Origin of the sequence: Streptomyces sp. QH1-20 (assembly GCF_041283565.1) — a bacterium.
Taxonomy (GTDB): domain Bacteria; phylum Actinomycetota; class Actinomycetes; order Streptomycetales; family Streptomycetaceae; genus Streptomyces; species Streptomyces syringius.
On the sequence record NZ_CP166299.1, the window covers coordinates 6,054,154 to 6,077,893 of the forward strand.

General features: G+C 69.0%; 18 protein-coding genes. 12 read left to right on the forward strand and 6 right to left on the reverse strand.

What is annotated here, in order from left to right; genetic code table 11:
* A complete protein-coding gene (locus AB8O64_RS27435; protein WP_370421916.1) occupies positions 1 to 1,287 on the forward strand; it encodes a hypothetical protein in 1,287 nt (428 codons plus the stop codon).
* Between the two features lie 52 nt (positions 1,288 to 1,339).
* Here AB8O64_RS27435 and AB8O64_RS27440 read toward each other — a convergent pair whose 3' ends face one another.
* Positions 1,340 to 2,344, reverse strand: coding sequence for an FG-GAP repeat domain-containing protein (locus AB8O64_RS27440; RefSeq protein ID WP_370421917.1), 1,005 nt, complete (start codon positions 2,342 to 2,344; stop codon positions 1,340 to 1,342).
* Positions 2,345 to 2,453: 109 nt separating this feature from the next.
* On the reverse strand, positions 2,454 to 6,320 hold the full coding sequence (locus tag AB8O64_RS27445) for a GH92 family glycosyl hydrolase (RefSeq protein WP_370421919.1): 3,867 nt from the start codon (positions 6,318 to 6,320) through the stop codon (positions 2,454 to 2,456).
* A 401-nt stretch (positions 6,321 to 6,721) separates the two neighbouring features.
* On the opposite strand from AB8O64_RS27445, the gene ngcE reads away from it, so the two are divergent.
* The 3 genes from ngcE (at position 6,722) to AB8O64_RS27460 (ending at position 10,148) form a co-directional block, all read left to right on the forward strand.
* Positions 6,722 to 8,155, forward strand: a complete 1,434-nt coding sequence (gene ngcE / locus AB8O64_RS27450) for an N-acetylglucosamine/diacetylchitobiose ABC transporter substrate-binding protein (protein WP_370421920.1) — start codon at positions 6,722 to 6,724, stop codon at positions 8,153 to 8,155.
* 51 nt (positions 8,156 to 8,206) lie between these two features.
* Positions 8,207 to 9,124, forward strand: coding sequence for a carbohydrate ABC transporter permease (locus AB8O64_RS27455; RefSeq protein WP_370421921.1), 918 nt, complete (start codon positions 8,207 to 8,209; stop codon positions 9,122 to 9,124).
* Between the two features lie 121 nt (positions 9,125 to 9,245).
* On the forward strand, positions 9,246 to 10,148 hold the full coding sequence (locus AB8O64_RS27460; RefSeq protein ID WP_370423982.1) for a carbohydrate ABC transporter permease: 903 nt from the start codon (positions 9,246 to 9,248) through the stop codon (positions 10,146 to 10,148).
* Between the two features lie 76 nt (positions 10,149 to 10,224).
* Here the strand turns inward: AB8O64_RS27460 and AB8O64_RS27465 are convergent, their stop codons facing one another.
* Positions 10,225 to 10,626 carry an ATP-binding protein gene (locus AB8O64_RS27465; protein WP_130881718.1) on the reverse strand — a complete coding sequence of 134 codons (402 nt, stop codon included), beginning with the start codon at positions 10,624 to 10,626 and terminating at the stop codon, positions 10,225 to 10,227.
* 681 nt (positions 10,627 to 11,307) lie between these two features.
* Here AB8O64_RS27465 and AB8O64_RS27470 point away from each other — a divergent pair.
* From AB8O64_RS27470 to AB8O64_RS27505, 8 genes are all read left to right on the forward strand, one after another.
* Positions 11,308 to 12,507 (forward strand): ROK family transcriptional regulator, encoded by a 1,200-nt coding sequence (locus tag AB8O64_RS27470; protein WP_356456807.1) that lies wholly within the window; start codon positions 11,308 to 11,310, stop codon positions 12,505 to 12,507.
* A 164-nt stretch (positions 12,508 to 12,671) separates the two neighbouring features.
* On the forward strand, positions 12,672 to 13,781 hold the full coding sequence (locus tag AB8O64_RS27475) for a substrate-binding domain-containing protein (RefSeq protein ID WP_370421923.1): 1,110 nt from the start codon (positions 12,672 to 12,674) through the stop codon (positions 13,779 to 13,781).
* 69 nt (positions 13,782 to 13,850) lie between these two features.
* Positions 13,851 to 14,639 (forward strand): ATP-binding cassette domain-containing protein, encoded by a 789-nt coding sequence (locus AB8O64_RS27480; protein ID WP_130881716.1) that lies wholly within the window; start codon positions 13,851 to 13,853, stop codon positions 14,637 to 14,639.
* The gene (locus tag AB8O64_RS27485; protein WP_370421925.1) at positions 14,636 to 15,946 is read left to right on the forward strand and encodes a sugar ABC transporter permease; all 1,311 of its coding nucleotides are present in this window, start codon (positions 14,636 to 14,638) and stop codon (positions 15,944 to 15,946) included. Before AB8O64_RS27480 ends, AB8O64_RS27485 begins: the two co-directional genes overlap by 4 nt.
* 157 nt (positions 15,947 to 16,103) lie before the next feature.
* On the forward strand, positions 16,104 to 16,907 hold the full coding sequence (locus AB8O64_RS27490; protein WP_370421926.1) for a TrmB family transcriptional regulator: 804 nt from the start codon (positions 16,104 to 16,106) through the stop codon (positions 16,905 to 16,907).
* A gap of 96 nt (positions 16,908 to 17,003) precedes the next feature.
* Positions 17,004 to 18,929 carry a 1-deoxy-D-xylulose-5-phosphate synthase gene (gene dxs / locus AB8O64_RS27495; protein ID WP_370421928.1) on the forward strand — a complete coding sequence of 642 codons (1,926 nt, stop codon included), beginning with the start codon at positions 17,004 to 17,006 and terminating at the stop codon, positions 18,927 to 18,929.
* Positions 18,930 to 19,386: 457 nt separating this feature from the next.
* On the forward strand, positions 19,387 to 20,370 hold the full coding sequence (locus tag AB8O64_RS27500) for a hypothetical protein (RefSeq protein ID WP_370421929.1): 984 nt from the start codon (positions 19,387 to 19,389) through the stop codon (positions 20,368 to 20,370).
* Complete coding sequence (locus tag AB8O64_RS27505) at positions 20,367 to 21,245, forward strand: hypothetical protein (protein WP_370421930.1); 879 nt, start codon at positions 20,367 to 20,369, stop codon at positions 21,243 to 21,245. The genes AB8O64_RS27500 and AB8O64_RS27505 overlap by 4 nt, the downstream gene beginning before the upstream one ends.
* 62 nt (positions 21,246 to 21,307) lie before the next feature.
* Here the strand turns inward: AB8O64_RS27505 and AB8O64_RS27510 are convergent, their stop codons facing one another.
* From AB8O64_RS27510 to AB8O64_RS27520, 3 genes are all read right to left on the reverse strand, one after another.
* Positions 21,308 to 21,667, reverse strand: coding sequence for a hypothetical protein (locus AB8O64_RS27510; RefSeq protein WP_370421932.1), 360 nt, complete (start codon positions 21,665 to 21,667; stop codon positions 21,308 to 21,310).
* A 28-nt stretch (positions 21,668 to 21,695) separates the two neighbouring features.
* Positions 21,696 to 22,607 carry a radical SAM protein gene (locus AB8O64_RS27515; RefSeq protein ID WP_370421934.1) on the reverse strand — a complete coding sequence of 304 codons (912 nt, stop codon included), beginning with the start codon at positions 22,605 to 22,607 and terminating at the stop codon, positions 21,696 to 21,698.
* Between the two features lie 171 nt (positions 22,608 to 22,778).
* Positions 22,779 to 22,913, reverse strand: coding sequence for a hypothetical protein (locus AB8O64_RS27520; RefSeq protein WP_370421935.1), 135 nt, complete (start codon positions 22,911 to 22,913; stop codon positions 22,779 to 22,781).
* Between the last annotated feature and the right edge of the window lie 827 nt (positions 22,914 to 23,740).

Below are 23,740 nucleotides of genomic sequence, written 5' to 3' on the forward strand. Positions count from 1 at the left end.
ATGTCACAGGAACCCACGCTGGTGGCCGGCATGGAGCTGGTCGGCGAGTTCGAGGGCTCCGGCTATCGGGAGCCGCCCCATCTGGTCTGCCGTCCCGACGGGCAGATCGTCCGGCTGCCGGCCCTGCTCTACCAGGTCGTCCGCGCGCTGAACGGCCGGAGCCGGCAACACCCCGGCGCGGAGCCGGTGATGGCACGGGTGGCCGATGAACTCCGCCGGGAGACGGACCGGGAGTTCACCACCGAGCACGTCGCCTTCCTCATCGACAAGAAGCTCGCCCCGCTCGGCATCACCACCTACAGCGACGGCTCACCCCCTCCCCCCACCCCCAAGAGCGACCCGTTCCTCTCCTTCCGGTTCCGGGTGGCGGTGCTGCCGGAGCATGTCACCTGGTTCCTCTCCGGCCTCTTCGCCTGGCTGTTCCGCCCGCTGCTGGTGGTCGGCGCCCTCGCCGCGTTCGTGGCCGGCGAGGTATGGCTGTGGTCGACACAGGACACCGGTGCCGCGCTGCGGACGGTGCTCTCCTCCCCGGCCGGCGTGCTGCTCGTCGTCCTTCTGGCCATCGCCTCGTGCGTGTTCCATGAAATGGGCCACGGCGCGGCGTGCCGTTACGGAGGCGCCCGGCCCGGCGCCATGGGATGCGGCATCTATGTCGTGTGGCCCGCCTTCTACACCGACATCACCAACTCCTATCGGCTGGGCCGCGCGGGCCGTATCCGGGCCGACCTCGGTGGCGTCTACTTCAACGCGCTCTTCGTCCTGGGACTGCTCGCGCTGTACGTGTGGACCGGCAACCCACTGCTCCTGGTGGCGATCCTTTCCGTCCACCTGGAAATGTTTCAACAGCTCATTCCCACGCTGCGGTTCGACGGCTATTACATCGTCGCGGACCTGACCGGCATTCCCGACCTCTTCAAGTACATCGCGCCCATTCTCAAGCGGGTCGTGCTCCGCCGACCGCGCGACGAGCGGCTCCGCGCCCTCAAACGATGGCCGCAGACCGTCGTCGCGGTATGGGTCGTGTTCCTGGTGCCGGCGCTCGCTCTTCAGCTGGGCGTGGTGCTCATGAATATGCCCCGACTGCTCGAAGCCGACTGGCGGACCGTCAATTCCCTGGTGAAGAACGCCGGTACATCCGGCAATCAGATCCTCGGCATGATCGCGGCGTGTCTCCAGATCCTGCTGCTGACGCTGCCCGTCGTCGGGTTGGTCCTGTTGCTCACGCGTCCGGTGCGGTCCCTGGGCCGGGTCGTCCGGCGCCGGGTGAGCCGCCGCGCTCCCGGGTGAGGAAGACAAAAGGGCCGCACCCCCGTCCGGGAGTGCGGCCCTCGTCATCGGATCAGAACATCAGGCGGTACTGGTTCCAGCCCGAGTTGCCGATCTTCACACGGGCCTTGAAGGGCGAGGACGCGTTGCCCGTGCCCTTGTAGAGCCACAGGGCGCCGTCACCGCCACGGGCGATCAGATCGCTGCGGCCGTCGAGGTCCACGTCACCGGTGCCGAGCAGCTTGCTGAACTGGTTCCAGCCGGCGCCGACCTTCGTGCGGGCGGCGAACGGCTTGGTGTAGTCGCCGGTGCCCTTGTAGAGCCACAGCACACCGTCCTTGTCGCGGGCGACGACGTCGGCCTTGCCGTCACCGGTCAGGTCGCCCCGGCCCGCGATCTGGGAGAACTGGCCCCAGCCGGGACCGACCTTCTTGCGGCCCGACAGCGAGCCGTCGGCGGAGGCGAGGTAGAGCCACAGCACGCCGGAGCGGTCGCGGACGAGGATGTCCGACTGCTTCGACCCGCCGAGGTTGCCGGGGGCGAACAGCTGGTCGTACTGCGCCCAGTCGGTCGCGATGCGGTGACCGTCGCTGCCGGCACTGGCGTAGTAGAGGTTGTGGTCGGGACCGCGCAGGTACACGCCGTCGGGCAGGCCGTCGGCGTTGTGGTCGACGCGGACGCCCGTGTTGATGTCCTGCCAGCCGCCGTCCATGCGCCGACGGGGCGTCAGTCCGCCCTTGCCGTCGGGCCAGTAGGCGTAGATGTCCCCGGTGCCGTTGACGGCCGAGACGGGGAAGAAGGGGGCCGCCGCGGCGGGGCCGCTCGGGCGGAGCGTGCGGGGCGCCGCCAGGCCCGGGGCGGCGGTCTTGGGGGCGCCCTTGGCGGCGCTCTGCGCCTCGGCCCAGCGCTTGGCGCTGTTCTCGGCGGAGTGCTGCGCCGCGCGCTGCGCGGGCGAAGCGGCCGGCGCGCTGTCGGCCAGGGCGGTTGTGGCGGTGGTGCCGACCAGAGCGGCGGCTGTCACCGCGGTTGCGAGACGGCTCAGGGCGCGTCCGCGGGAGCGGCCGGGAAGGTGGGCCACGTAGGTCTCCAGAAGAAATCAGACTCAATCAGACAAAGAAAGGTGGCGTGTCTGTTTTCGACACGCCACCAGACGAAACCGATCGTTTCACACTTTCTTTACCTGTCAATCACTTTGTCGGCACCCCCAGCAGCTCCACCTCGGCCAGCCTGACCTCGCCGTTCGCGCTCTCCAGGCGGTAGTGGCCGTACCGGCCGGGGGCCCGGACGGAGAAGACCCGGGTCTGCCGGTCCCAGGCGAAGGACTCGCCCGTGCGCCGGTCGACCGTGCTCCATTCCTCGCCGTCCGCCGACCCCTTGAGCACCCAGCCGTCCGGGGCCTTCGCCCGGTCGGCCGAGGTCAGCGTGTAGGAGGTCACCCGGGATCCGGCGGGCACCCGTAGGGAGGCGGTGGTGAAGGACGTGTCCGTGGCGGAGGTGTCGTCCGTCAGCGCCGAACCGTTCGGCGTCGTCAGATCGGCCGGGGGAGTGGGCACCTTGTCGTCGCGGCTGATGGAGGACGGGCCCGCGTCCCTGCCGCTGCCCCATGCGGAGGGTCTCGGCCCCATCGTGAACTCCAGCGTCGCCCCGTCCGCGAGCACGGAGTGCGGAAGCGCGGTGGAGTTCCACGCCTTGCCGTCGACCCGCAGGCCCTGGACGTATATGTCGCGGGCGCTGTTGCCCGGAGCCTTCACCACCAGGTCGCGGCCGTTCTCCAGATGGACCGTGGCCTTGGTGAAGAGCGGTGAGCCGATCGCGTACTCCCCGGCGCCCATCACCAGGGGATAGAAGCCGAGCGCGCTGAAGACGTACCAGGCCGACATCTCGCCGTTGTCCTCGTCGCCCGGATAGCCCTGGCCGATCTCGCTGCCGAGATAGAGCCGGGACAGCGCCTCGCGGACCTTGGCCTGCGCCTTCCACGGCTGCCCCGCCGCGTCGTAGGTGTAGGCGATGTGGTGCGAGACCTGGTTGCTGTGGCCGTACATGCCCATGCGGACGTCCCGGGCCTCGGTCATCTCGTGGATGACGCCGCCGTACGAGCCGGCGAACTCCGGCGAGCCCGTCTCGGGCGTGGCGAAGTAGCGGTCCAGCTTCTTCGCCAGGCCGCTCCGGCCGCCGTAGAGGGCGGCCAGGCCCCTGGTGTCCTGCGGGGCGGTGAAGGCGAAGTTCCAGCCGTTGGTCTCGGTGTAGTCGTGGCCCCAGACGCGCGGGTCGTAGTCGTCGGGCGACAGCCGCCAGGAGCCGTCGGCGTCCTTGCCCTGGAAGAAGCCCACGTCGGGGTCGAAGAGCTTCACATAGTTCTGGGCGCGGCCCAGGAAGTAGGCGGCCTCCTCCTTGTAGCGGGCCCGGTGGGTCCTGTCGTAGAGCGCCTCGGCCATCTTCGCGAGCCCGAAGTCGTTGAGGTAGCCCTCCAGCGCCCAGGACACGCCCTCGCGGGTCTTCGTGCTCGTGTAGCCGAGGAAGACGGAGGTGTTCATGCCCTTGCGGCCGACCCCGGGGTGGGTCGGTGCCACTGTCGCGTTCTTGAGCGCGGCCTCGTACGCCGCCTCGGCGTCGAGACCGACGCCCTTGACGTAGGCGTCGGCGAAGGCGACGTCCGAGCTGGTGCCGGTCATCAGGTCGGCGTAGCCGGGGGAGGACCAGCGGGAGGTCCAGCCGCCGTCCTTGTACTGCTGGACGAATCCGTCGGCCAGCTTCGCGGCGCTCTTGGGCGTCAGCAGGGAGTAGGCGGGCCAGGTGGTGCGGTAGGTGTCCCAGAAGCCGTTGTTGACGTACACCTCGCCGTCGACGACCTTCGCGCCGGTGCGGGTCGGGGTGTTCTCGCCGGCCGGAGGGGAGAAGGGGCTGGCGTAGCGGGGCCGCGGCCGGGCCCTGGTGCCGGTGTTCTCGAAGCCGGAGTTGGGATACAGGTAGAGCCGGTAGAGGTTGGAGTAGAGCGTGGTGAGCTGGTCGCGGCTCGCGCCCTCGACCTCCACACGGCCGAGGATCGCCTCCCAGGCGGCGCGGGCGCGGTCGCGGACACCGGTGAAGGAGGAGCCGGCCGGGATCTCCTGTTCGAGGTTGGCCTTCGCCTGGTCGACGCCGATCAGGGACGTGGCCAGGCGCAGCGTCACGGTCCTGTCCTGGCCCGGCCGGAAGCGCAGAAAGCCGGTGACATCGCCGCCCGCGCCGCCGCGGGGGCGGCCGCTCGCGGTCACGGGCGCGTCGAAGACGCCGTAGACGAAGAGCCGCCCGGCGCCGGTGGACAGCCCGCTCCTGACGTCGGAGTAGCCGGTGATCACTCCGCGGTCGGGATCGAGCGTCAGCCCGCCCTGGTTGGTGACGTTGTCAAGGATGACGCCGGCGTTCTCCCCCGGAAAGGTGAACCGCATCATCGCCGCGTGGTCGGTGGGGGTGATCTCGGTCTTGAGACCGTTGTCGAAGGTGACGCCGTAATAGTGCGGCCTGGCCGTCTCGTTGGTGTGCCGGAAGGGCAGCGCGCGGGCCGTGCGGGAGGCGTCGGGGATCCCGGCGGCGGTCGAGGGCATCACCTGGAAGGTCTGCCGGTCACCCATCCAGGGGCTCGGCTCGTGGCTGGCGCTGAAGGCCTGGATGGTGGGGCGGTTGTCGGCGTTGTTGGTGGCGGCGTACTGATAGAGCCAGGTCATGGACCCCGCGTTGGTCACGGGGGTCCAGAAATTGAAACCATGGGGTACGGCGGTGGCGGGAAAGGTGTTGCCCCGCGAGAAATTCGAGCTGGAATGCGTGCCGCGCGTGGTGACCGCGTAGTCCGCCAGATGGGCCTGAGGTTTCTCGGCCGGGGCGGGCGCGAGCGAGATGTCGTCCACCCAGCCGCGGAATTTGGCGGGCCCCACCGGCGAGTCGTACGCGACGAGCACCCGGTCGACGGTCTTGCCCGCGGCGACCGCGCCGATCAGCGCGGTCTTGTTGTTCCACTGGTTGACGTACAGCGTCTTGGAATCGGCCTGCCCCCGTGGGGTCAGCCGCGCGCCGTGCTGGTCGACGGCGCCGAGGTCGCTGAGATAGGTGCCGTCGGTGAAGGCGAGGTCGAGCGAGACATGCGTGGCGGGGTAGCGGGCATCCGCCTCGGGCATCGAGGGGAAGACCTTGTACGCCAAACGGGTCCTCGGCGTCACCTTGGTGTGGACGTCGAAGACCTTGTTGTACGAATATCCGCGGCCGGTCGCCTGGTGGGTGCCGCCGTAGCGCAGGGCCTGGGTGCCGGTGAAGCCGACATTGGCCTTCGCGGTGGGGGAGCCCGTGGGGCCGCGGTCGGTGTGGCTGCGCATGTCGGAGGCGGGGGGAGTGCCGGGGTCCGCCGTCGCGAGCTGCACCTCGGCCAGTTGGGTGACCGCGTCTCCGCTGTTGCGGGCTATGTCCAGCCGGTAGTGCCGGTAGGAGACGGTGCCGCCGAAGGAGAACTCCCGGGTCTGGTGCCGCTTTTCGAAGACCTGGCCCTCGCGGACGTCCAGGACGGTCCAGTGCGATCCGTCGTCGGAGCCCTTGAGCGTCCAGTCCCGGGGGTCCCGTCCGGGCGCGTCATTGGCGGAGGTCAGTGCGTAGCGGACGGCCTTGACCGGTTCGGACAGCGTGAATTCCAGCCAGGCGGCCCTGTCGAAGGTGAGCCATTTGGTGGCGCTCTCGCCGTCGACGAGGTTCTCCTTGACCTCTCCCGCCTCGGCGTTCTCGCCGCTGGCCCGGACACCGGTCACCTTGTCGGTGGCATTGCCGGGGATTCCGGTGGTGTCGTTGCCGTCGACCCCGGCGGACCTCTTCTGGCCACCCGGGCCGGTCTCGACGGTGTTGCGCCAATCGGGCTGCGGTTCACCCTTCTCGAAGGAGGAAGCGAACTCTTCGTCAGGAGCCTTGCTCCGAACGGCGGAAGCGCTTTCGGCCCACCCTTGGGTGCCCTGAGCGGTCGTCAGCAGTACGGTGGCCACGAGGAGGGCGGTGGGGCGGGCACAGCTACGCCATCGGTGTCTGAATCTCTGTCGCATCTCATGCCTCTCGACGAAACTGACAACGTTGTCGCTCGAGTCGCGCAGAGTTAAGTAGGGCGTGAGACACCAGTGGTGTCAAGGGTTTTGGGGTTGGTGTCGGCGTATGTCGGCGAGGTCTCAACTCGGGAAAGACTGGTCGTCAAAGCTGCTTTCGATCTTGCCCAGTTGATGGGGAGTGGACTATACCTGTCGGCGTCCGAGGCGACGGTTCGGCGCCGCGGCGGACCCGGGAGGCAGCGGCGGGCGACCAAGCCGTGGGAACATCACCGATCCCGGACGCACACCCAGCACACACCAAGCTTCAACTGACCCGCGGTGTCGGGCCCTTCGTCGATGGCGAGTTCGCAAGGGGAAGACCGGTACACCGCCTGAGTCCTGGAGAAGGCGAGGACTTGAGCATGGGATCCACCTCGGAATTCGGCCGACGCGATCTGATCAAACGAGCGGCGGCCATCGGTCTGATCGCGGTGCCGTCGATGAGCGTGCTGAGCGCCTGCGCGAGCGGCGGCGACAGCGGCGACTCCAACCAGGTCGACAAGGGCGAGAAGAGCGCCACGAACCCGCTCGCCATCAATGAGGGCGCGCCGCTCGACGTCGTCATCTTCGACGGCGGCTTCGGCCAGCAGTACGCGAAGGACGCCGAGGCGGAATACGCCAGGGCCTTCCCGGGCAGCAAGGTGAGCCACTCCGCCACCCAGAAGATCCAGTCCACGCTCCAGCCACGCTTCAACGGCGGCACCCCGCCGGACCTCATCGACAATTCCGGCGCCGAGCAGATGGACATGGGCACCCTCGTCGGGAAGAAGCAGCTCACCGACCTCAATGCCCTCCTCGACGCGCCCTCCGTCGACGACCCCAAGAAGAAGGTGCGCGACACGCTGCGCCCGGGCGTCGTGGAGATGGGCCAGTTCGACGGCCGGGAGACCTGGATCCTCTATTACGCCTACACGGTCTACGGCGTCTGGTACTCGAAGACCAATCTGCGCAAGCTCGACGCGCAGTACCCCGAGACCTGGGACGAGATGCTCGCGGTCTGCGAGAAGGCGAAGAAGAAGGGCATCGCCGGCTGGACGTACGCGGGCAAGCACCCGTACTACCTGCCGTTCAGCCTCTACCCCTTCATCGCCAAGATCGGCGGCAAGGAGGTCCTCGACAAGATCGACAACCTGGAGCCGAACGCCTGGAAGGACCCGGCCGTCAAGTCCGCCTTCGAGGCGTACTACGAGCTGTACAAGAAGGGGTACATCCTCAAGGGCACCCCGGGCCTGACCCACATCGAGTCGCAGACCGCCTGGAACGAGGGCAAGGCGCTGTTCCTCCCGAACGGCTCCTGGGTGGAGAACGAGTCGAAGAAGACCACCCCTAAGGACTTCCAGATGGCCGTCGGGGCCCCCTCCAGCCTCGACAAGAGCGACAAGATGCCCTTCGGGACGATCTGGGCCTCCGGCGGCGAGCCCTTCATCGTGCCGAAGAACGCGAAGAACCCGCGCGGCGGCATGGAACTGCTCCGCATCATGCTGAGCAAGAAGTCCTCGCAGAACTTCATCAAGCAGGTCTCCTCGCTCACCTCCCTCAACGGCGGCACCGAGGGACTCTCCCTGCCGCCCGGTCTGGCCTCCTCGCAGGAGGCGCTCACCAAGGCCGGCCAGAACGTCGTCAATCCGCGCATCCAGGACTGGTACGTCGCCCTCCAGAAGGAGAAGATCGGCGTGGCGGCGATCGGTGAGCTGATGGCCGGCCGGGCCACCCCCGACGAGGCGATCGCCAAGATCCAGCGGTTCGCCGACGACACCGCCAAGGACGCCTCGGTCAAGAAGTACCGGCACAAGTGAGCTCGCGTCACCAGCGGCGGCACCCGCGGGAAGAGATCGGGGTCGAAAGTCATGCAGCACGGTAAGTACCGCTTCATCGCCGGATTCCTGGCCCTGCCGCTGGCGATCTACGGTGTCTTCGTCATCTCGCCGTTCGTCCAGGCCATCTACTACTCCTTCACGGACTGGACGGGGCTCAGTCCCGACTTCGAGATGGTCGGCTTCCAGAACTACCAGCGGCTCTGGGAGGACGAGGTCTTCTGGAAATCCGTGGGGCACAACGTCCTGCTGCTGCTGGTGCTCCCGCTGGTGACGCTCGGGCTCGGGCTGTTCTTCGCCTTCATGCTCAATGTCGGCGGCCGGCGCAGGAAGAACGCGGCCATCGCCGGGGTCCGCGGGTCGAGCGTCTACAAGGTCGTCTACTTCTTCCCGCAGGTGCTCTCGATCGCGATCGTCGCACTGTTGTTCCAGTTCGCGTACAACCCCAACAGCGGCGCGCTCAATTCCTTCCTCCAGGCCATCGGCCTGGACTCCGTACAGCCGGACTGGCTCGGCGACCCGCAGCTCGCGCTGTGGTGCGTCATGGCAGTCATGATCTGGTGCAACGTCGGCTTCTACGTCGTCCTGTTCTCGGCGGGCATGAGCTCCATCCCGAAGGACTTCTACGAGGCGGCGCTGCTGGACGGCGCCAACCGCGTCCAGACGTTCTTCCGGATCACCCTGCCGCTGCTGTGGGACACGGTCCAGACCGGCTGGGTCTACATGGGCATCATGGCGCTCGACGCCTTCGCGGTCATCCAGATCATGACCGTGGGTCCGGGCGGCCCGGACTATTCCACCGAGGTCCTGGCCTACTACCTCTATACGAAGGCGTTCCGCGACGGACAGGCGGGATACGCCACCACGCTCGGCGTGGCGCTGCTGATCGTCACCATGATCTTCGCGGGCATCGTCATGAAGCTCGGCCGGCGCGAGCGGCTGGAGTACTGATGGCCGCCTCGACGGCCACGCGGCCGCAGCCGACCCCCCGCCCCACCGCCGAACCGGGAGTAGCACCGTGACCGCGCAAGCCGAGCCCTCGGACCTCCCCGACCTCCCGGAGGTCACCACGGTGGACACCGCGCCCGGTCTGCCGTCGCAGCGCGGCGGGCCGGCGATCGACTCGCCGGGCGGGCGGCTCGGCAGCGAGGGCAGGGTCCTCAACGTCTTCTCGCACGGCGTGCTGGTCCTGTGGGGCCTGATGGTCACCCTGCCGCTGCTGTGGGCGGTGATGAGCGCCTTCAAGACCGACAAGGAGATCTTCACCTCGCCGTGGGCGCTGCCGACGAGCCTGCACTTCGACGCCTGGGGCCGCGCCTGGTCCCAGGCGCACATGAGCCAGTACTTCCTCAACTCGGTGATCGTCGTGGCCGGTTCGCTCTTCGGCACGATGCTGCTGGGCTCCATGGCGGCCTATGTGCTGGCCCGCTTCGAATTCCCCGGCAACCGCTTCGTCTACTTCCTGTTCGTGGGCGGGATGAGCTTCCCCATCATCCTGGCCCTGGTGCCGCTGTTCTTCGTCATGAAGAACATGCAGCTGCTCAACACCTATCCCGGGCTGATCCTCGTCTACATCGCCTACTCGCTGCCGTTCACGATCTTCTTCCTCAGCGGGTTCTTCAAAACGCTGCCCAGTTCGGTGGCGGAGGCGGCGATGATCGACGGGGCCTCGCACACCCGGACCTTCTTCCAGGTGATGCTGCCCATGGCCAAGCCGGGCCTGATCAGCGTCGGCATCTTCAACTTCCTCGGCCAGTGGAACCAGTACCTGCTGCCCACCGTGCTCAACGTCGGCGACGAGGACAAGAAGCTCCTTCCCCAGGGGCTGGTCGCCCTCGCCGTCAGCCAGGGCTACAAGGGCGACTGGTCGGGGCTCTTCGCGGGCCTGGTGATCGCCATGCTCCCGGTCCTGGCCGCCTACATCGTCTTCCAGCGCCAGGTCCAGGCGGGACTGACGGCGGGCGCGCTCAAGTAGCGGCCGGGCCCGCCGGGCGACGGCGTGGCCGCACGCACAGGAAGGCGGCCCCCACAGGGCCGCCTTCGGCGTCCGTTCAGCACAGCGTGAACCAGACCGCCTTGCCCCGGCCGTGGGCCGCCGGGTAGACGCCCCAGGCCGTGGCGCAGGCGTCGATGAGGGTCAGGCCCCGCCCCGACTCGTCGTCGCAGCCGGCGCTGCGCCGGGCGGGCGCCTCGGGGCTGCTGTCGTGCACATCGACCCGCAGGGTCCGGGAGCGGCAGCTGAGGTCGACGGTCACCGGTGAGTTGGCGTGCACCACGCCGTTGGTCACCAGCTCCGTCGCCAACAGGCAGGCGGTGTCGGCGAGGTCGAGCCGCCCGTGCCGTTGCAGTGCGAGCTGGAGCGAGCTGCGGATGAGGCTGATCATCCAGGGCTGCGCCGGGATCCGGAGTGTGTACCACCAGTCGGCGGTGGCCAGTTGGGGGTCCTCGCACATGTGCTGGGCTCCGTTCGTTCTATGGCTTGGACGGTGGCTGCGCGTGCATGAATCGGTTGGCGTGCGTCGCCAATGCCGCAGAAGGCCCCAACTATCCGACAGTTGAACCCGGTCGCGGAGCTGCGCGAGGGCGGGGGAGCGGAGGTTATGTCGGGCGAACATGCCGCAGAAGCGCTTGAGTGCGGACAAGCCAAGATCAGTCGGATTGGACCCCGAGGGAACCGGATTCGCCCATTCGGGCTACCCGGGCTACTCACAGCGTATGGGGTGATTATCGGGAGGTCGGCGGGGTGCCGGTCGCTCCGGCCGGGGCGGGTCCGCCTGCGGCGCCGAGCGGCGGCGGTGCCCCGGGTGCCGCTCCGGCGTCCTCCGTGACGGGCTTCACACGATCGCCTCGGGTGATCGACGACGGGGGCCGGACGGCGGGCACCGCGCGGCGGGAGCGGCCCGGGCGGCCTGCCGAGGGCCCGGTGGGCCGGGCCCTGGGCGCCCTGTGAGCCCCCGTGGATCCGTACGATGTGGGCTCGATGTGGGCTCAAGTGGAGTCAAGGCCTTGACGGGATCTCACCCAGGCGGCTCAGCTTAGAGTTCACATGTTGTACGAAGAGCCGGGCTCCACTGCTGTGGTCCGGCCGAGGGCGCGGCGGTCGTGCCGGGCCCGCGAGGCGGGAGTGAATGGGCGTGGAGACTCCGGGGTCGCAGTCGTCGCTGCACCGGGCCAACCTGGAGCGGGTCGTGCGCGCGGTGCGCATGGCGGGCTCGCTCACCCAGGCGGAGATCGCCCGGTCCACAGGGCTGTCGGCCGCCACGGTCTCCAATATCGTCCGGGAGCTGAAGGACGGCGGGACCGTCGACGTCACCCCCACGTCCTCCGGCGGGCGCCGGGCCCGCAGCGTGTCGCTGTCCGGGGACGCCGGCATCGTCGTCGGTGTCGACTTCGGGCACACCCATCTGCACGTCGCCATCGGGAACCTCGCCCATCGGGTGCTGGCCGAGGAGGCCGAGCCGCTGGATGTGGACGCCTCCGCCGCACAGGGCCTCGACCGGGCGGAAGCGCTGGTCAAGAGGTTGATAGTGACGGCGGGCATCAGTCCGGAGAAGATCGTCGGAGTGGGTCTCGGTGTGCCGGGCCCGATCGACGTGGAGACCGGGGTGCTGGGCTCGACGGCGATCCTGCCGGGCTGGGCGGGCACCAACCCGCGCGACGACCTCGCCGCCCGGCTCGGGGTGCCCGTGTACGTCGACAACGACGCCAACCTCGGCGCGCTCGGCGAGCTGGTCTGGGGCTCCGGCCGCGGGGCGGCGGACCTCGCGTACATCAAGGTCGCCAGCGGTGTCGGCGCGGGCCTGGTGATCAACGGGCAGATCTACCGGGGACCGGGCGGCACGGCGGGCGAAATCGGACACATCACCCTGGACGAGTCCGGTCCGGTCTGCCGGTGCGGCAACCGCGGCTGTCTGGAAACGTTCACCGCGGCCCGGTATGTCCTGCCGTTGCTCCATTCGGCCCACGGCACCGATCTGACCGTGGCCCGGATGGTGCAGCTCGCGCGAGAGGGTGACCCGGGCTGCCGACGGGTGATCGCGGATGTCGGCCGGCATATCGGCAGCGGCGTGGCGAACCTGTGCAATCTGCTCAATCCCCGCCGAGTGGTGCTCGGCGGCGACCTCGCGGAGTCGGGTGAGCTGATCCTCGGGCCGATCCGCGAATCCGTCTCCCGGTACGCGATCCCCAGCGCCGCACGGCAGTTGGAGGTCGTACCGGGAGCGCTGGGCGGCCGGGCCGAGGTGCTGGGCGCCATCGCGCTCGTGCTGAATGAAATGGGCGATTCGACGCTGTTGGACGAGAGCGTCCCGACGGACGCGCCCGCGCCCGCCTGACGGTCGTCACCGTTTCCCCGGCACGGTTCTTGAGTTCACGCAGATAACGAATGGCATCGTTGCCATCTCGTTAAGGATTTACTTCTTGACGGTGCCTTGGTGGCCGAGTTGACTTCCAGCCACCTCGGCCGCAACGACGCGGCCTCGTCAGGGAGGTTTCTTCAGTGAACACGCATCTGCGTCGTGCCGCCGTCACCGTGGCCGCTGTTTCGATGGCCGCCGGACTCGCCGCCTGTGGCAGCGCCAAGGAATCGGGCAAGGGCAGCGGTGAGAAGAAGGACAAGAAGGGGCCGCTCACCATCGGCCTCCTGCTGCCGGAGAACCAGACCGCGCGCTACGAGCGGTTCGACCACCCGCTGATCGAGAAGAAGATCAAGGAATTGGCGGGCCCGGACACCAAGGTTCTCTACGAGAACGCCAAGCAGGACGCCTCCGTCCAGCAGCAGCAGGTCGACACGATGATCACCAAGAAGGTCGACGCGCTGATCGTCGACGCGGTGGACGCGAAGTCGATAGCGGTTTCGGTGAAGAAGGCGAACGACAAGGGCATCCCCGTCGTCGCGTACGACCGTCTGGCCGAGGGCCCGATCAAGGCCTACACCTCCGTCGACAACGAGCGCGTCGGCAAGATCCAGGGCGAGTCCCTGCTGAAGGAGCTGGGCGACGACGCCGACAAGGGCGAGATCGTCATGATGAACGGCTCCGTCACCGACCCGAACGCCAAGATGTACAAGGACGGCGCCCACTCCGTCCTCGACGGCAAGGTCAAGATCGGCAAGGAGTACGACACCAAGGAGTGGAAGCCGGAGAACGCCAACGAGAACATGAAGGGCGCCATCTCCTCGCTCGGCAAGGACAAGATCGTCGGCGTTTACTCCGCCAACGACGGCATGGCCGGCGGCATCATCACCGCACTGAAGAGCGCCGGATTCGACAAGCTCCCGCCCGTCACCGGCCAGGACGCCGAGCTTTCCGCCATTCAGCGGATTCTCGCCGACGAGCAGTTCATGAGCGTCTACAAGCCGTACAAGCCCGAGGCCGACGCCGCCGCCGAAATGGCCGTCGCTCTCGCGCAGGGCAAGAAGCTCGACTCGATCGCCAAGTCCACCGTCGACAGCGGCACCGAGAAGAAGATCCCCTCGATCATCGTCACCCCCTTCGCACTGACCAAGGGCGACATCGGGAAGTACGTCGGCAAGGAGGGCTTCTTCAATCTGGACGAGATCTGCACCGCCAAGTACAAGGCGCAGTGCGACAAGGCCGGACTGAAGTAAGCACACCCCCTTTTCTCTTTCCCTCTGTCCCCCTTGTCCCCACTCCCCGCCGGTCAGGCGGCGAAGGAGATGATGCACGTGTCCGCTACGCCCGTGCTGGCGTTGCGCGGGATCTCCAAGCGGTTCGGTGCCGTCCAGGCGCTCACCGACGTAGAGCTCGAGATCCATCCCGGTGAGGTGGTCGCCCTGGTCGGCGACAACGGCGCCGGCAAGTCCACCCTCGTCAAGACGATCGCCGGAGCCGGCCCCGCCGACGAAGGCGTCATCGAATGGGAGGGCAGGCCCGTCACCGTCGACCGGCCGCACGCCGCCCAGGAACTGGGCATCGCGACCGTCTACCAGGACCTCGCGCTCTGCGACAACCTCGATGTCGTCGGCAATCTCTTCCTCGGCCGCGAGATCGTGCGCGCCGGGGTGCTGGACGAGGTCGAGATGGAGCGCCGCGCCCGTGAGCTGCTCTCCACCCTCTCCATCCGGATCCCCAGTGTCCGGATCCCCATCGCCTCGCTCTCCGGCGGGCAGCGGCAGACCGTCGCCATCGCCCGCTCGCTGCTCGGCGAGCCCAAGGTCGTCATCCTCGACGAGCCCACCGCCGCGCTGGGCGTCGAGCAGACCGCGCAGGTCCTCGACCTGGTCGAGCGGCTGCGCGAGCGCGGCCTCGGGGTCATCCTCATCAGCCACAACATGGCCGACGTCAAGGCCGTGGCCGACCGGGTCGCGGTACTCCGCCTCGGCCGCAACAACGGCACCTTCGATGTGCGGGCCACCTCGCAGGAAGAGATCATCTCCGCCATCACCGGCGCCACGGACAACGCCGTGACCCGCCGCAAGGCGCGCACCGCGGAGGGCGAGAAGTGAGTACGAACCTGTCCAAGTCCGACAGCGCGGGGAACGCCCCGCAGGACACGCCTCCCCAGGACGCCCAGCCGGCGGCCGAGGGCGCCGTCACCGCCGTGGACCCGCGACTGCTGGTCCGCGAGGAGGGCTTCGCCGGCTACTGGAGCGAGTTCCGCCGCAAGATGCGCAGCGGCGAGCTGGGCTCGCTGCCCGTGGTGGTCGGGCTGGTCATCATCGGCCTCGTCTTCCAGCTCCAGGACTCGGCCTTCCTCGGCGCGGAGAACCTCTCCAACCTCTTCGTCACCGCCGCCGGCACCGGCCTGATCGCGGTCGGCATCGTCTACGTGCTGATCCTGGGCGAGATCGACCTGTCGGTGGGCTCGGTGAGCGGACTGGCCGCCGCGGTCTTCGCCGTCCTCAACGTCAGCAACGGCATGCCCGAGTGGCTCGCACTGCTCCTCGCGCTCCTCTCGGGCACCCTGGTCGGGGCGCTGCACGGATTCTTCTTCGCCCGGATCGGCGTGCCCGCGTTCGTGGTGACACTGGCCGGTCTGCTCGGCTGGAACGGCCTCATGCTCGAGGTGCTCGGTTCCAACGGCACCATCAACCTGGATGACTCCGGGCTGGTCGCCGGGCTGACCAACCACTACTTCAGCGACATCGCCGCCGGCTACGGGCTGGCGACGCTGAGCGTGGTCGCCTTCTTCACGCTGTCCTTCCGGGACGCGCGGCGACGCGCGGCGGCGGGCGTCCCCAGCCGTCCGCTCAGCGAGATCGTGCTGCGGACCACCGCCATCGCGGTGCCCGCTTACGTGGTGGCCTGGTTGTTCAACGAGTACAAGGGCCTGCCGCTGGCCGTGGTGATCTTCCTCGGGGTCGTCGTCGCGCTCGACTTCGTGCTGCGCCGCACCCCGTACGGGCGGAAGGTCTTCGCCCTGGGCGGCAGCGTGGAGGCGGCCCGTCGCGCGGGCATCAACGTCTCCGCGATCCGGATCTCGGTCTTCGCGCTCTCGGGCACGATGGCGGCGCTGGGCGGAATGTTCCTCGCCTCGCAGATCAACGCGGCGAACCAGTCCTCCGGCGCGGGCAGCCTGCTGATGAACGCCATCGCGGCGGCCGTCATCGGCGGCACCAGCCTCTTCGGCGGCCGGGGCAAGACCTGGTCGGCGCTGCTGGGTGTGCTGGTGATCCAGTCGATCGCCTCCGGCATGGCACTGCTGGGCATCGCCTCCGCCATCCAGTACATGATCACGGGCGCGGTGCTGCTGGCAGCCGTCGTGATCGACTCGGTCTCCCGCAAGACGCAGAAGACGGCCGGGCGGGCGTAGGGCCCCTCCGGCCGGTCTTCGGCGGCGGGCGCCCTGCGGGCGCGGTCCTCAATCGCCGGACGGGCTGGTGGTGGCTGAGCTCAGCCACCACCAGCCCGTCCGGCGTACCCGTGTGGCCGGTCCGGCGGGTGATCACGGGCGTATAGCGTGTCCTCCCATGGAGCCGGAGGAAGGATCGGTGGCCGACCTCGTCGCACTCGGGCTGTCCCGCTATGAGGCCCGCGTCTACCACGCGCTGGTCAGACGCGAGTCCTACACGGCGGCCCAGGTGGCCCGCGAGGCGCGGGTGCCCCGTCAGCGGATCTACGACGTACTGGACGGGCTCGTCCGCGGCGGACTCGCGGCCGCCCACGGCGGCCGGGTCACGACGTTCTCCGCGATGGCTCCGGCGCAGGCCCTCTCCCGGCTGCTGAGCCGCCGCCGGGAGGCCCTGGAGGACCTGGAGCGGGTCTCCGCCGGGCTCGCAGTGGCCCTGCTTCCGCTGTGGACCGACGGCCGCTCGCACACCGACCCGCTGGACTACATCGAGGTGCTCCGCGATCCCGGCGCGATCGTCGACCGGTTCGCCGACATCCAGGCGCGGGCCACCGGCGAACTCCTCACCTTCTGCCGGCCGCCCTTCGTCGCACCTCCCGCGACCGCCGTCGTCACCCGCGCCGCCCGCCGGATCACCCGTGACGGCGGCACCGTGCGCGCCGTCTACACGCACGACGCGCTGGCGGACCCGGAGGTACGGGAGAAGGTCCGGATCTTCGCCCGGGCCGGGCAGGAGGCCCGGGTCACCGACGCGCTGCCGCTCAAACTCGTCGTCGCCGACGCGGCGCACGTCCTGTGCGACCTGCCCGATCCCGTGGCCGGCAGCGGCTCCACCACCGCCCTTTCCATCGAACACCCCGCACTCGCGGCCTGCCTCGGACTGGCCTTCCGGACGGTATGGGACCGCGCTACGCCGATTGCGTGACATACGTCGCATCACCCGTTCACCGGCACCGCGAGCGGAACATTAGACTCGACAGACCGGCAAAGCTCGACAGCTCGAACGCTTAAGGAGGCACGGGTGGCGCTGCTATCCCGCATCAGGGGACCGCGCGATCTGGACCGGCTGAGCCCGGAGCAGCTCGATCAGCTGGCCGCGGAGATCCGGTCCTTCCTCGTGGACGCGGTCTCCAAGACCGGTGGACACCTCGGACCCAACCTCGGCGTGGTCGAGCTGACGATCGCCCTGCACCGGGTGTTCGAGTCGCCCAAGGACAAGGTCCTGTGGGACACCGGGCACCAGAGCTACGTCCACAAGCTGCTCACGGGCCGCCAGGACTTCTCGAAGCTCAAGATGAAGGGCGGCCTCTCCGGCTACCCCGCGCAGGCCGAGTCCGACCACGACGTGATCGAGAACAGCCACGCCTCCACCGTCCTGGGCTGGGCGGACGGCCTCGCCAAGGCCAACGAGGTCCTGAAGAAGGACGACCACGTGGTGGCCGTCATCGGTGACGGCGCGCTGACCGGCGGCATGGCCTGGGAGGCGCTGAACAACATCGCCGCCGCCAAGGACCGCCCCCTCGTCATCGTCGTCAACGACAACGAGCGCTCCTACGCGCCCACCATCGGCGGCCTCGCCAACCACCTGGCCACCCTGCGCACCACCGACGGTTACGAGCGCTTCCTGGCCCGGGGCAAGGACCTGCTGGAGCGCACCCCGGTCCTCGGCAAGCCGCTGTACGAGACGCTGCACGGTGCCAAGAAGGGCCTCAAGGACTTCATCGCCCCGCAGGGCATGTTCGAGGACCTCGGCCTGAAGTACGTCGGTCCGATCGACGGCCACGACATCGAGGCCCTGGAGTCCGCCCTGCAGCGCGCCAAGCGCTTCGGCGGCCCGGTGATCGTCCACTGCCTCACCGAGAAGGGCCGCGGCTACCAGCCCGCCCTCGCGGACGAGGCCGACCGCTTCCACGCCGTCGGCAAGATCCACCCGGACACCGGCCTGCCGATCGCCTCCTCCGGCGCCGACTGGACCTCCGTCTTCGGCGAGGAGATGGTCAAGCTCGGCCACGAGCGCGAGGACATCGTCGCGATCACCGCGGCCATGCTCCAGCCCGTGGGCCTGGACAAGTTCGCCAAGGCCTTCCCCGACCGCGTCTACGACGTGGGCATCGCGGAGCAGCACGCGGCGACCTCGGCGGCCGGGCTGGCGACGGGCGGGCTGCACCCGGTCTTCGCGGTGTACGCCACCTTCCTCAACCGCGCCTTCGACCAGGTCCTGATGGACGTGGCCCTGCACAAGTGCGGGGTGACGTTCGTGCTGGACCGGGCCGGGGTCACCGGCACCGACGGCGCCTCGCACAACGGCATGTGGGACATGTCGATCCTCCAGGTCGTGCCGAGCCTGCGGATCGCCGCCCCGCGCGACGCCGACCAGGTCCGCGCCCAGCTGCGGGAGGCCGTCGAGGTCAAGGACGCCCCGACCGTCGTGCGCTACTCCAAGGGCGCGGTCGGCCCGGCGGTCAAGGCCGTCGGCCGGGTCGGCGGCATGGACGTCCTGCGCGAGCCGGCCGAGGGCACGGAGCGTCCCGACGTCCTCCTGGTCTCCGTCGGCGCGCTCGCGCCGATGTGCCTGGAGATCGCCGACCTGCTCGACAAGCAGGGCATCTCGACGACGGTCGTCGACCCCCGCTGGGTCAAGCCGGTCGACGAGGCACTGCCCGCGCTGGCCGCGCGGCACCGCGTCGTCGTCACCGTCGAGGACAACAGCCGGGTGGGCGGCGTCGGCTCGGCCGTCGCGCAGGCGCTGCGCGACGCGGGCGTCGACCTCCCGCTGCGCGACTTCGGCATCCCGCCGCGCTTCCTCGACCACGCCTCCCGCAAGGAGGTCATGGCGGAGATCGGGCTGACCGCCCCGGACATCGCCCGCCAGGTCACCGGCCTGGTCTCCAAGATCGACGGCCGCTTCGAGGAGCCGACGGACTCGGTGGGGGTCGTCAACGGCTGACCAGCGGTTTTCCGCTGGTACTGGTACCAGGAAGGGCCGGTCGGGTCACCCATTCGGGTGGCTCCGACCGGCCCTTCGTCATTTCCCGTTCCCCTCGGCATCGCCTGCTTCGAGGGTGCTGTGGCGCCGTTTTCGTTTCAGAGCGTTGCAGGACGTTTCAGGTTTTGCTGGCCCGCACTCCCCAGATTCTCCCCAGGGTGAGGCCCCCGATCCTGCCCCCGCCGACCGCGTACCGGCGGGCATCGCCGTGCCGGTCGGGGAGCGCTTCGAGCCGGGGGCGAGGAGGTAGCTGTGATCGTCCGTGGGGTACGGTTCCAGGCATCAGGTCGCTTCGTACCGAAAACGGAGCGACCCCCGGCAGGTGCGTCAACACCGGACCGGGGGTCTTCACCACTAGGAGTTAGGGCTCCCAGGGATGCTTAGGCATGTTATCTCGCCTGCGCGATTCTTCACGCAGGTGTCCAACGAGGTCATCCGCCACCCCAATCTCGGGTCGGACGCGGTGCGTCTGCTGACGTGGCACCTGTCCCTCCCGGACGAGGTTGATCAGCCGCTGTCGGAGACGGCGAAGCGGGCGGGGATCAAGAAGACCGGCTTCATCCGTGCGAAGCGGCAGCTTGCGGCCGAGGGCTACTTTCACGAGTGGCGGCGCCAAGGCGCGGCAGGTCGATGGTCGACCACCCAACTGATCTCCAACGTACCGCTGACCGCAGATGACGCTGTGGAGGTACGGGACGGCCGTCCGGCGGACGTGATTCCGGCCGCCGGAGCGCCGGAGGGCCGGGCCGTCGGTCGTTCCCCCAGGAACACTGATGAGAACAACTACAACCCTCCCTCCCCTTCCGCCATACCGGACGACCAGGACGGCGCGGAGCCTTCGGCAGAGAGGGAGGGGGAGCCGATTTCTCCCGAGGCGACAGAGAGCACGGATGCGGCGGCGCCGTCGGTGCCCGCCCCCCTCGTCGAACGGGCCGGGCGGGCTTTGGCGGCCGTGTCGCACAGTGAACGGCGGTTGCGTCTGTCGGGTCGAGAGGTGGCGGCGCTGGCGCCGCTGGTGGGCGAGTGGTTCCAGCGCGGCGCAGGTATGGCGGAGCTGCGGGATGCTCTGACGTCCGGGCTCCCGGAGGCGGTGCACTCTCCGGCGGGCATTGTTCGGGACCGGCTGGTCCGCAAGATGCCGACGGCCCCGACGTTTGCTGAGCAGCGCGCGGCCGAGCGTCGGGCGGCCGCGCCGTCTCGGGTGGCCGGGGCGCGTGAGTGCCAGGGCGACCATGTCCAGGCGATGCTGTTCCGGCCGGTGGCAGACGAGGTGTTGTGTCGGCAGTGCCGTTGCGAGGCGGCCGAGGCCGACCAGGACGCGGGCGGCTCCGTGGCGGCGACGCTGCGGGGAGCGGGTGCCGTGCGTGAGGCGCTGTGCGGTGCGGCGGGGGTGTCGGCGTGAAGGGGCAGACGTCGTTGCCGTGGTACGTGTGGCTGGTCCTGACGAGCGCGCTGGCGATGTCGGCACCGGGCGAGTACGCGTTGGCCGTGGCCGCCCGGTGGTCGGGACCTGTGGCGCTCTTGATGCCCGTGGTGGTCTCGGTATACGCGGCCGTGGCGGCCTATATCGCGGCCCAGCTTCCGAACGGGGCGGCCGGACGGACGTCGGCCATCGTGGGTGCTGTGGCCGCGCTGGTCCTCGCGCTGTCCTTTCAGGTGACCGCGCATCTGGTGGCCGCCGGGTATGTGCACGAGTCGGCGTGGATGGTGGCCGCTGTGTCCGGCGTCCCGCCGCTCGTGGTGGCGCACCTGATGCATATGGCGCTTGCGGCCGAGGCGGCCTGTCGGCCGGACACCTCGGCCGAGGCGCTAGCGGTCAAGGCTGCTCCGGAAGCGGCGGCCACCACGGCGGATCCGGTTGGCCGTGAACTGTCCCCTGGTCGGCCGGTGGCCATGGACAGGACGGCCACGTCTGCGGCCACGACCGGCAAGACCCTGGAAAGTGCCGGAGTGGACGCAGTGGCTGTCCCGGCCCCAGCCAACGCGGCCGCGGCCGCAGCAGGGGGTACGGTCGCCGACGAAGGGGGCGGACCGGTGGCTGAGCCCCTTCCGGGGCTGTCAGGGGTGACCGCGCGGCCAGAGGCAGCGGGACTGTCCGGCGGCTGTGGCCGACGGCGGACACGGCAGGCCGGTAAGGGGCTTCCTGGGCCGGATGACGTGCGGGCGGCCATGGCCGCGCTTGTGGCCGACGGCCGTCCGGTGACCGGCCGGACAGTGGGCGACCATTTCGGAGTGGCCGAACGGACCGGCCGCCGGTACTTGGAGATGGCCGCGTAGACATGGGTCCGCTCGCGCACCGATAGTGGTGCGCGAGCGGACCGGTGACGGGTCGCCTGGAGCTACCGGGTCACCTTCGCGTGGGGGAGGATGCTGTTCTGCTCGCGCAGCTCTGTCAGGTGGCGTTGGTAGAGCGTCCCCGCAGCGAACGCCGCATGCTCGGGAGTCGGGGCACTCTGTTCGATGATGTGATGCGCCACGGCCTTGATCTCAGCAGCCCAGGCCAGCACGTGCTGTTGAGCGCTACGCCCGCATTCGCGGGGCTCGCCAGGAAGACACACAGGCAGCGGCGGACCGATCTTGCCTGCCGCTTGCCTCAGATAGCGGGCGATCTGCGCCCACTGCTCGTCGGTCCGCTGGACGGCGTCGGGGTGGTGGCTCTGCGCCGGCCACCCGCCGAAGAAGTCGTCTCCGTGATCCATCGGTAGCGCTCCTGACTAGGTCAGCGTTTCACGCGGGTGCGCCGATCGTAGCCGTGGCCGCCGGGGGGCCCGCTTCTCTCGGGTCACAGTGACCCACATCGGGGACGCAGGGACTGCACGGTGCACAGCTTGGGAGGAACTGCGGGGGCGTGCAGCTCTGGCACGCCTTCTCTCCGGTGGCCGCGACGATCTCGGCTCGTGCCTTGGCCGTGCGAGGGCTGTTCCAGATCTCCTCCAACGGGGTCTCGCGCACGTTGCCGAGGGTGATGAAACGCCCGAGGACACACGGCCATACCGAGCCGTCCGGGCCTATGGCGCACTGCCCGAGAGCACAGTGCCCGCACAGATCATTCACGGTGGGGTCGGCCCCTTTGCTGCCGCGCCCGAACGCCCGAACCCGGTCGCCCCCGACGTGCTGCACTCCAAGGTCCGTCAAGTCCTGGGCTGCCTCGTGGACGCGCTGTTCTGCCTGTACCGAGACGACGCCCCCGCGGATGGGGATGCCCAGGGAAACTGCCTTTCCGATGTTCGCCCGGGTGCGCCGGTGGGAGCCTCGGGTGTTGGTCACCTTGTCGTGGTCGTCGGCGCTGTCGGAGTAGTAGGACGTCGCGAGCTTGACGTTGTGCTTCTTGATCGTCCGCCACATCCCCTTCGGGATGTAGGTCATGTTCGTGAACAGCTCGATCGACAGCCCCGTCCAGTGGGCGCGCGCGATCAGCTCGCACAGGTCCGGGTACAGAGTCGGCTCTCCGCCGATGAACTGCACTTCCTTGGTTCCCATGCTCGCGAGCTGACGGAAGACGCTCACCCAGTCCTGCACAGTCATGGTGCCGTGAGTGCCCTGGGGCGAGGAGTCGGCATAGCAGTGGGTGCAGGTGAGGTTGCAGAACCCCGTCACCTCCAGCCACGCGAAACCTAAGGGCTTTTGGGCAACACTCATTACGCCTCCTTGAAGCGGATTGCGAAGGAGTGCCACGAAGTACCGCGAAGCGGTGTTCGTTGGCGGGCGCTTCTGCCGGCCGGTCAACGGCCGGGGCGGGCGCCTGTGGCCTGCCTCTCAGCCGGGCGGACGCATCGGGGAAGCCCAACATCCGGTGAGAGGCAGGCGGCTCTAGATGTGGCTGGGCTCGCCGTGGACGGCCAGCCAGGTGACGGCAGCGCAGGCGGCGACGAGCAGAGCAGTGGCAAACAGACCCTTGCCTATGCCGACCCAGTCGATCCACCGAGGGGCTCTGTGGCGCCTCATTCGTCGTTCACCGGGTGTGCCGGGTGCCCAACGCGGAAGTGGCGCAGCTTGGAGTACCGATGTCTCCGCGTCGCGATCCTGTCGCCGCGTGCCCGCGCTGCATCCTCAGCCAGGGCGTGCCGGACGCACTCCGAGCAGATACTCCGATCGGAGCTGGACGGGCCAGCGACATGGGCCAGAGGGACAGGGTGGGCAAGGGCAGGGCGTCCCGCCGGTCGCGCTTCAGGTCGGCTTCCGTGCGATGCGGGAGGGAGCTTGCCCCTCGTGCGCGGCAGATTGGGTCCGTCGATGTTCACTCGGGTGTCCCCTCGTCTTCCCGTAGTACGTAAGAGGTACCTCGGGAGAAGGTGTGGAAGACCCTGTGCCCCGATCGCCCGGCGTGCTTCAAGCACTCGTCCTGTGATGGCCCCAGTTCCTGATGCCCCTCGGTCTTCCACTTGCAGCCCCGACACTGCGCGCCGTAGGTGACGGAGTCCGGGTGTACGGCGATCGTGTGCTTTGCGTACCTCAGGGCAGTGCGCGCCATCACGCCCCCTCTTCATGGGCGATCGGGCGAGGCCACTGACGCATCCTGCCTGGCGCGGGCACCAAAGCCGTGGCCGACCCAATCGAAGTGACCGCGAAGGCCCGTCGACCGGGCGCTTCGGAGCCCACTGGGGGCTCCTGCCCCGTTGGTCCCTTGGGGGCGTGCTGCGGGCCATGCGCCGCTGGCTCGTGGCGTCTGAGGGCCCCCGCTAGGAGTTGAGCGGCTTTCTGCCGTCCCTCCTGCGCCGCCCGGGTCCGTGCCTGACGAAGTTTGTCGCCGTTCGCGCAGCACGAGGCAGACG

Excerpts from the sequence above, each read along its gene's own strand:
- AB8O64_RS27435 (WP_370421916.1), top strand. The coding sequence starts at position 1 with ATGTCACAGGAACCCACGCTGGTGGCCGGCATGGAGCTGGTCGGCGAG.
- AB8O64_RS27445 (WP_370421919.1), bottom strand. The coding sequence starts at position 6,320 with ATGCGACAGAGATTCAGACACCGATGGCGTAGCTGTGCCCGCCCCACC.
- ngcE (WP_370421920.1), top strand. The coding sequence starts at position 6,722 with ATGGGATCCACCTCGGAATTCGGCCGACGCGATCTGATCAAACGAGCG.
- AB8O64_RS27455 (WP_370421921.1), top strand. The coding sequence starts at position 8,207 with ATGCAGCACGGTAAGTACCGCTTCATCGCCGGATTCCTGGCCCTGCCG.
- AB8O64_RS27465 (WP_130881718.1), bottom strand. The coding sequence starts at position 10,626 with ATGTGCGAGGACCCCCAACTGGCCACCGCCGACTGGTGGTACACACTC.
- AB8O64_RS27480 (WP_130881716.1), top strand. The coding sequence starts at position 13,851 with ATGATGCACGTGTCCGCTACGCCCGTGCTGGCGTTGCGCGGGATCTCC.
- AB8O64_RS27490 (WP_370421926.1), top strand. The coding sequence starts at position 16,104 with ATGGAGCCGGAGGAAGGATCGGTGGCCGACCTCGTCGCACTCGGGCTG.
- AB8O64_RS27510 (WP_370421932.1), bottom strand. The coding sequence starts at position 21,667 with ATGGATCACGGAGACGACTTCTTCGGCGGGTGGCCGGCGCAGAGCCAC.
- AB8O64_RS27515 (WP_370421934.1), bottom strand. The coding sequence starts at position 22,607 with ATGAGTGTTGCCCAAAAGCCCTTAGGTTTCGCGTGGCTGGAGGTGACG.
- AB8O64_RS27520 (WP_370421935.1), bottom strand. The coding sequence starts at position 22,913 with ATGAGGCGCCACAGAGCCCCTCGGTGGATCGACTGGGTCGGCATAGGC.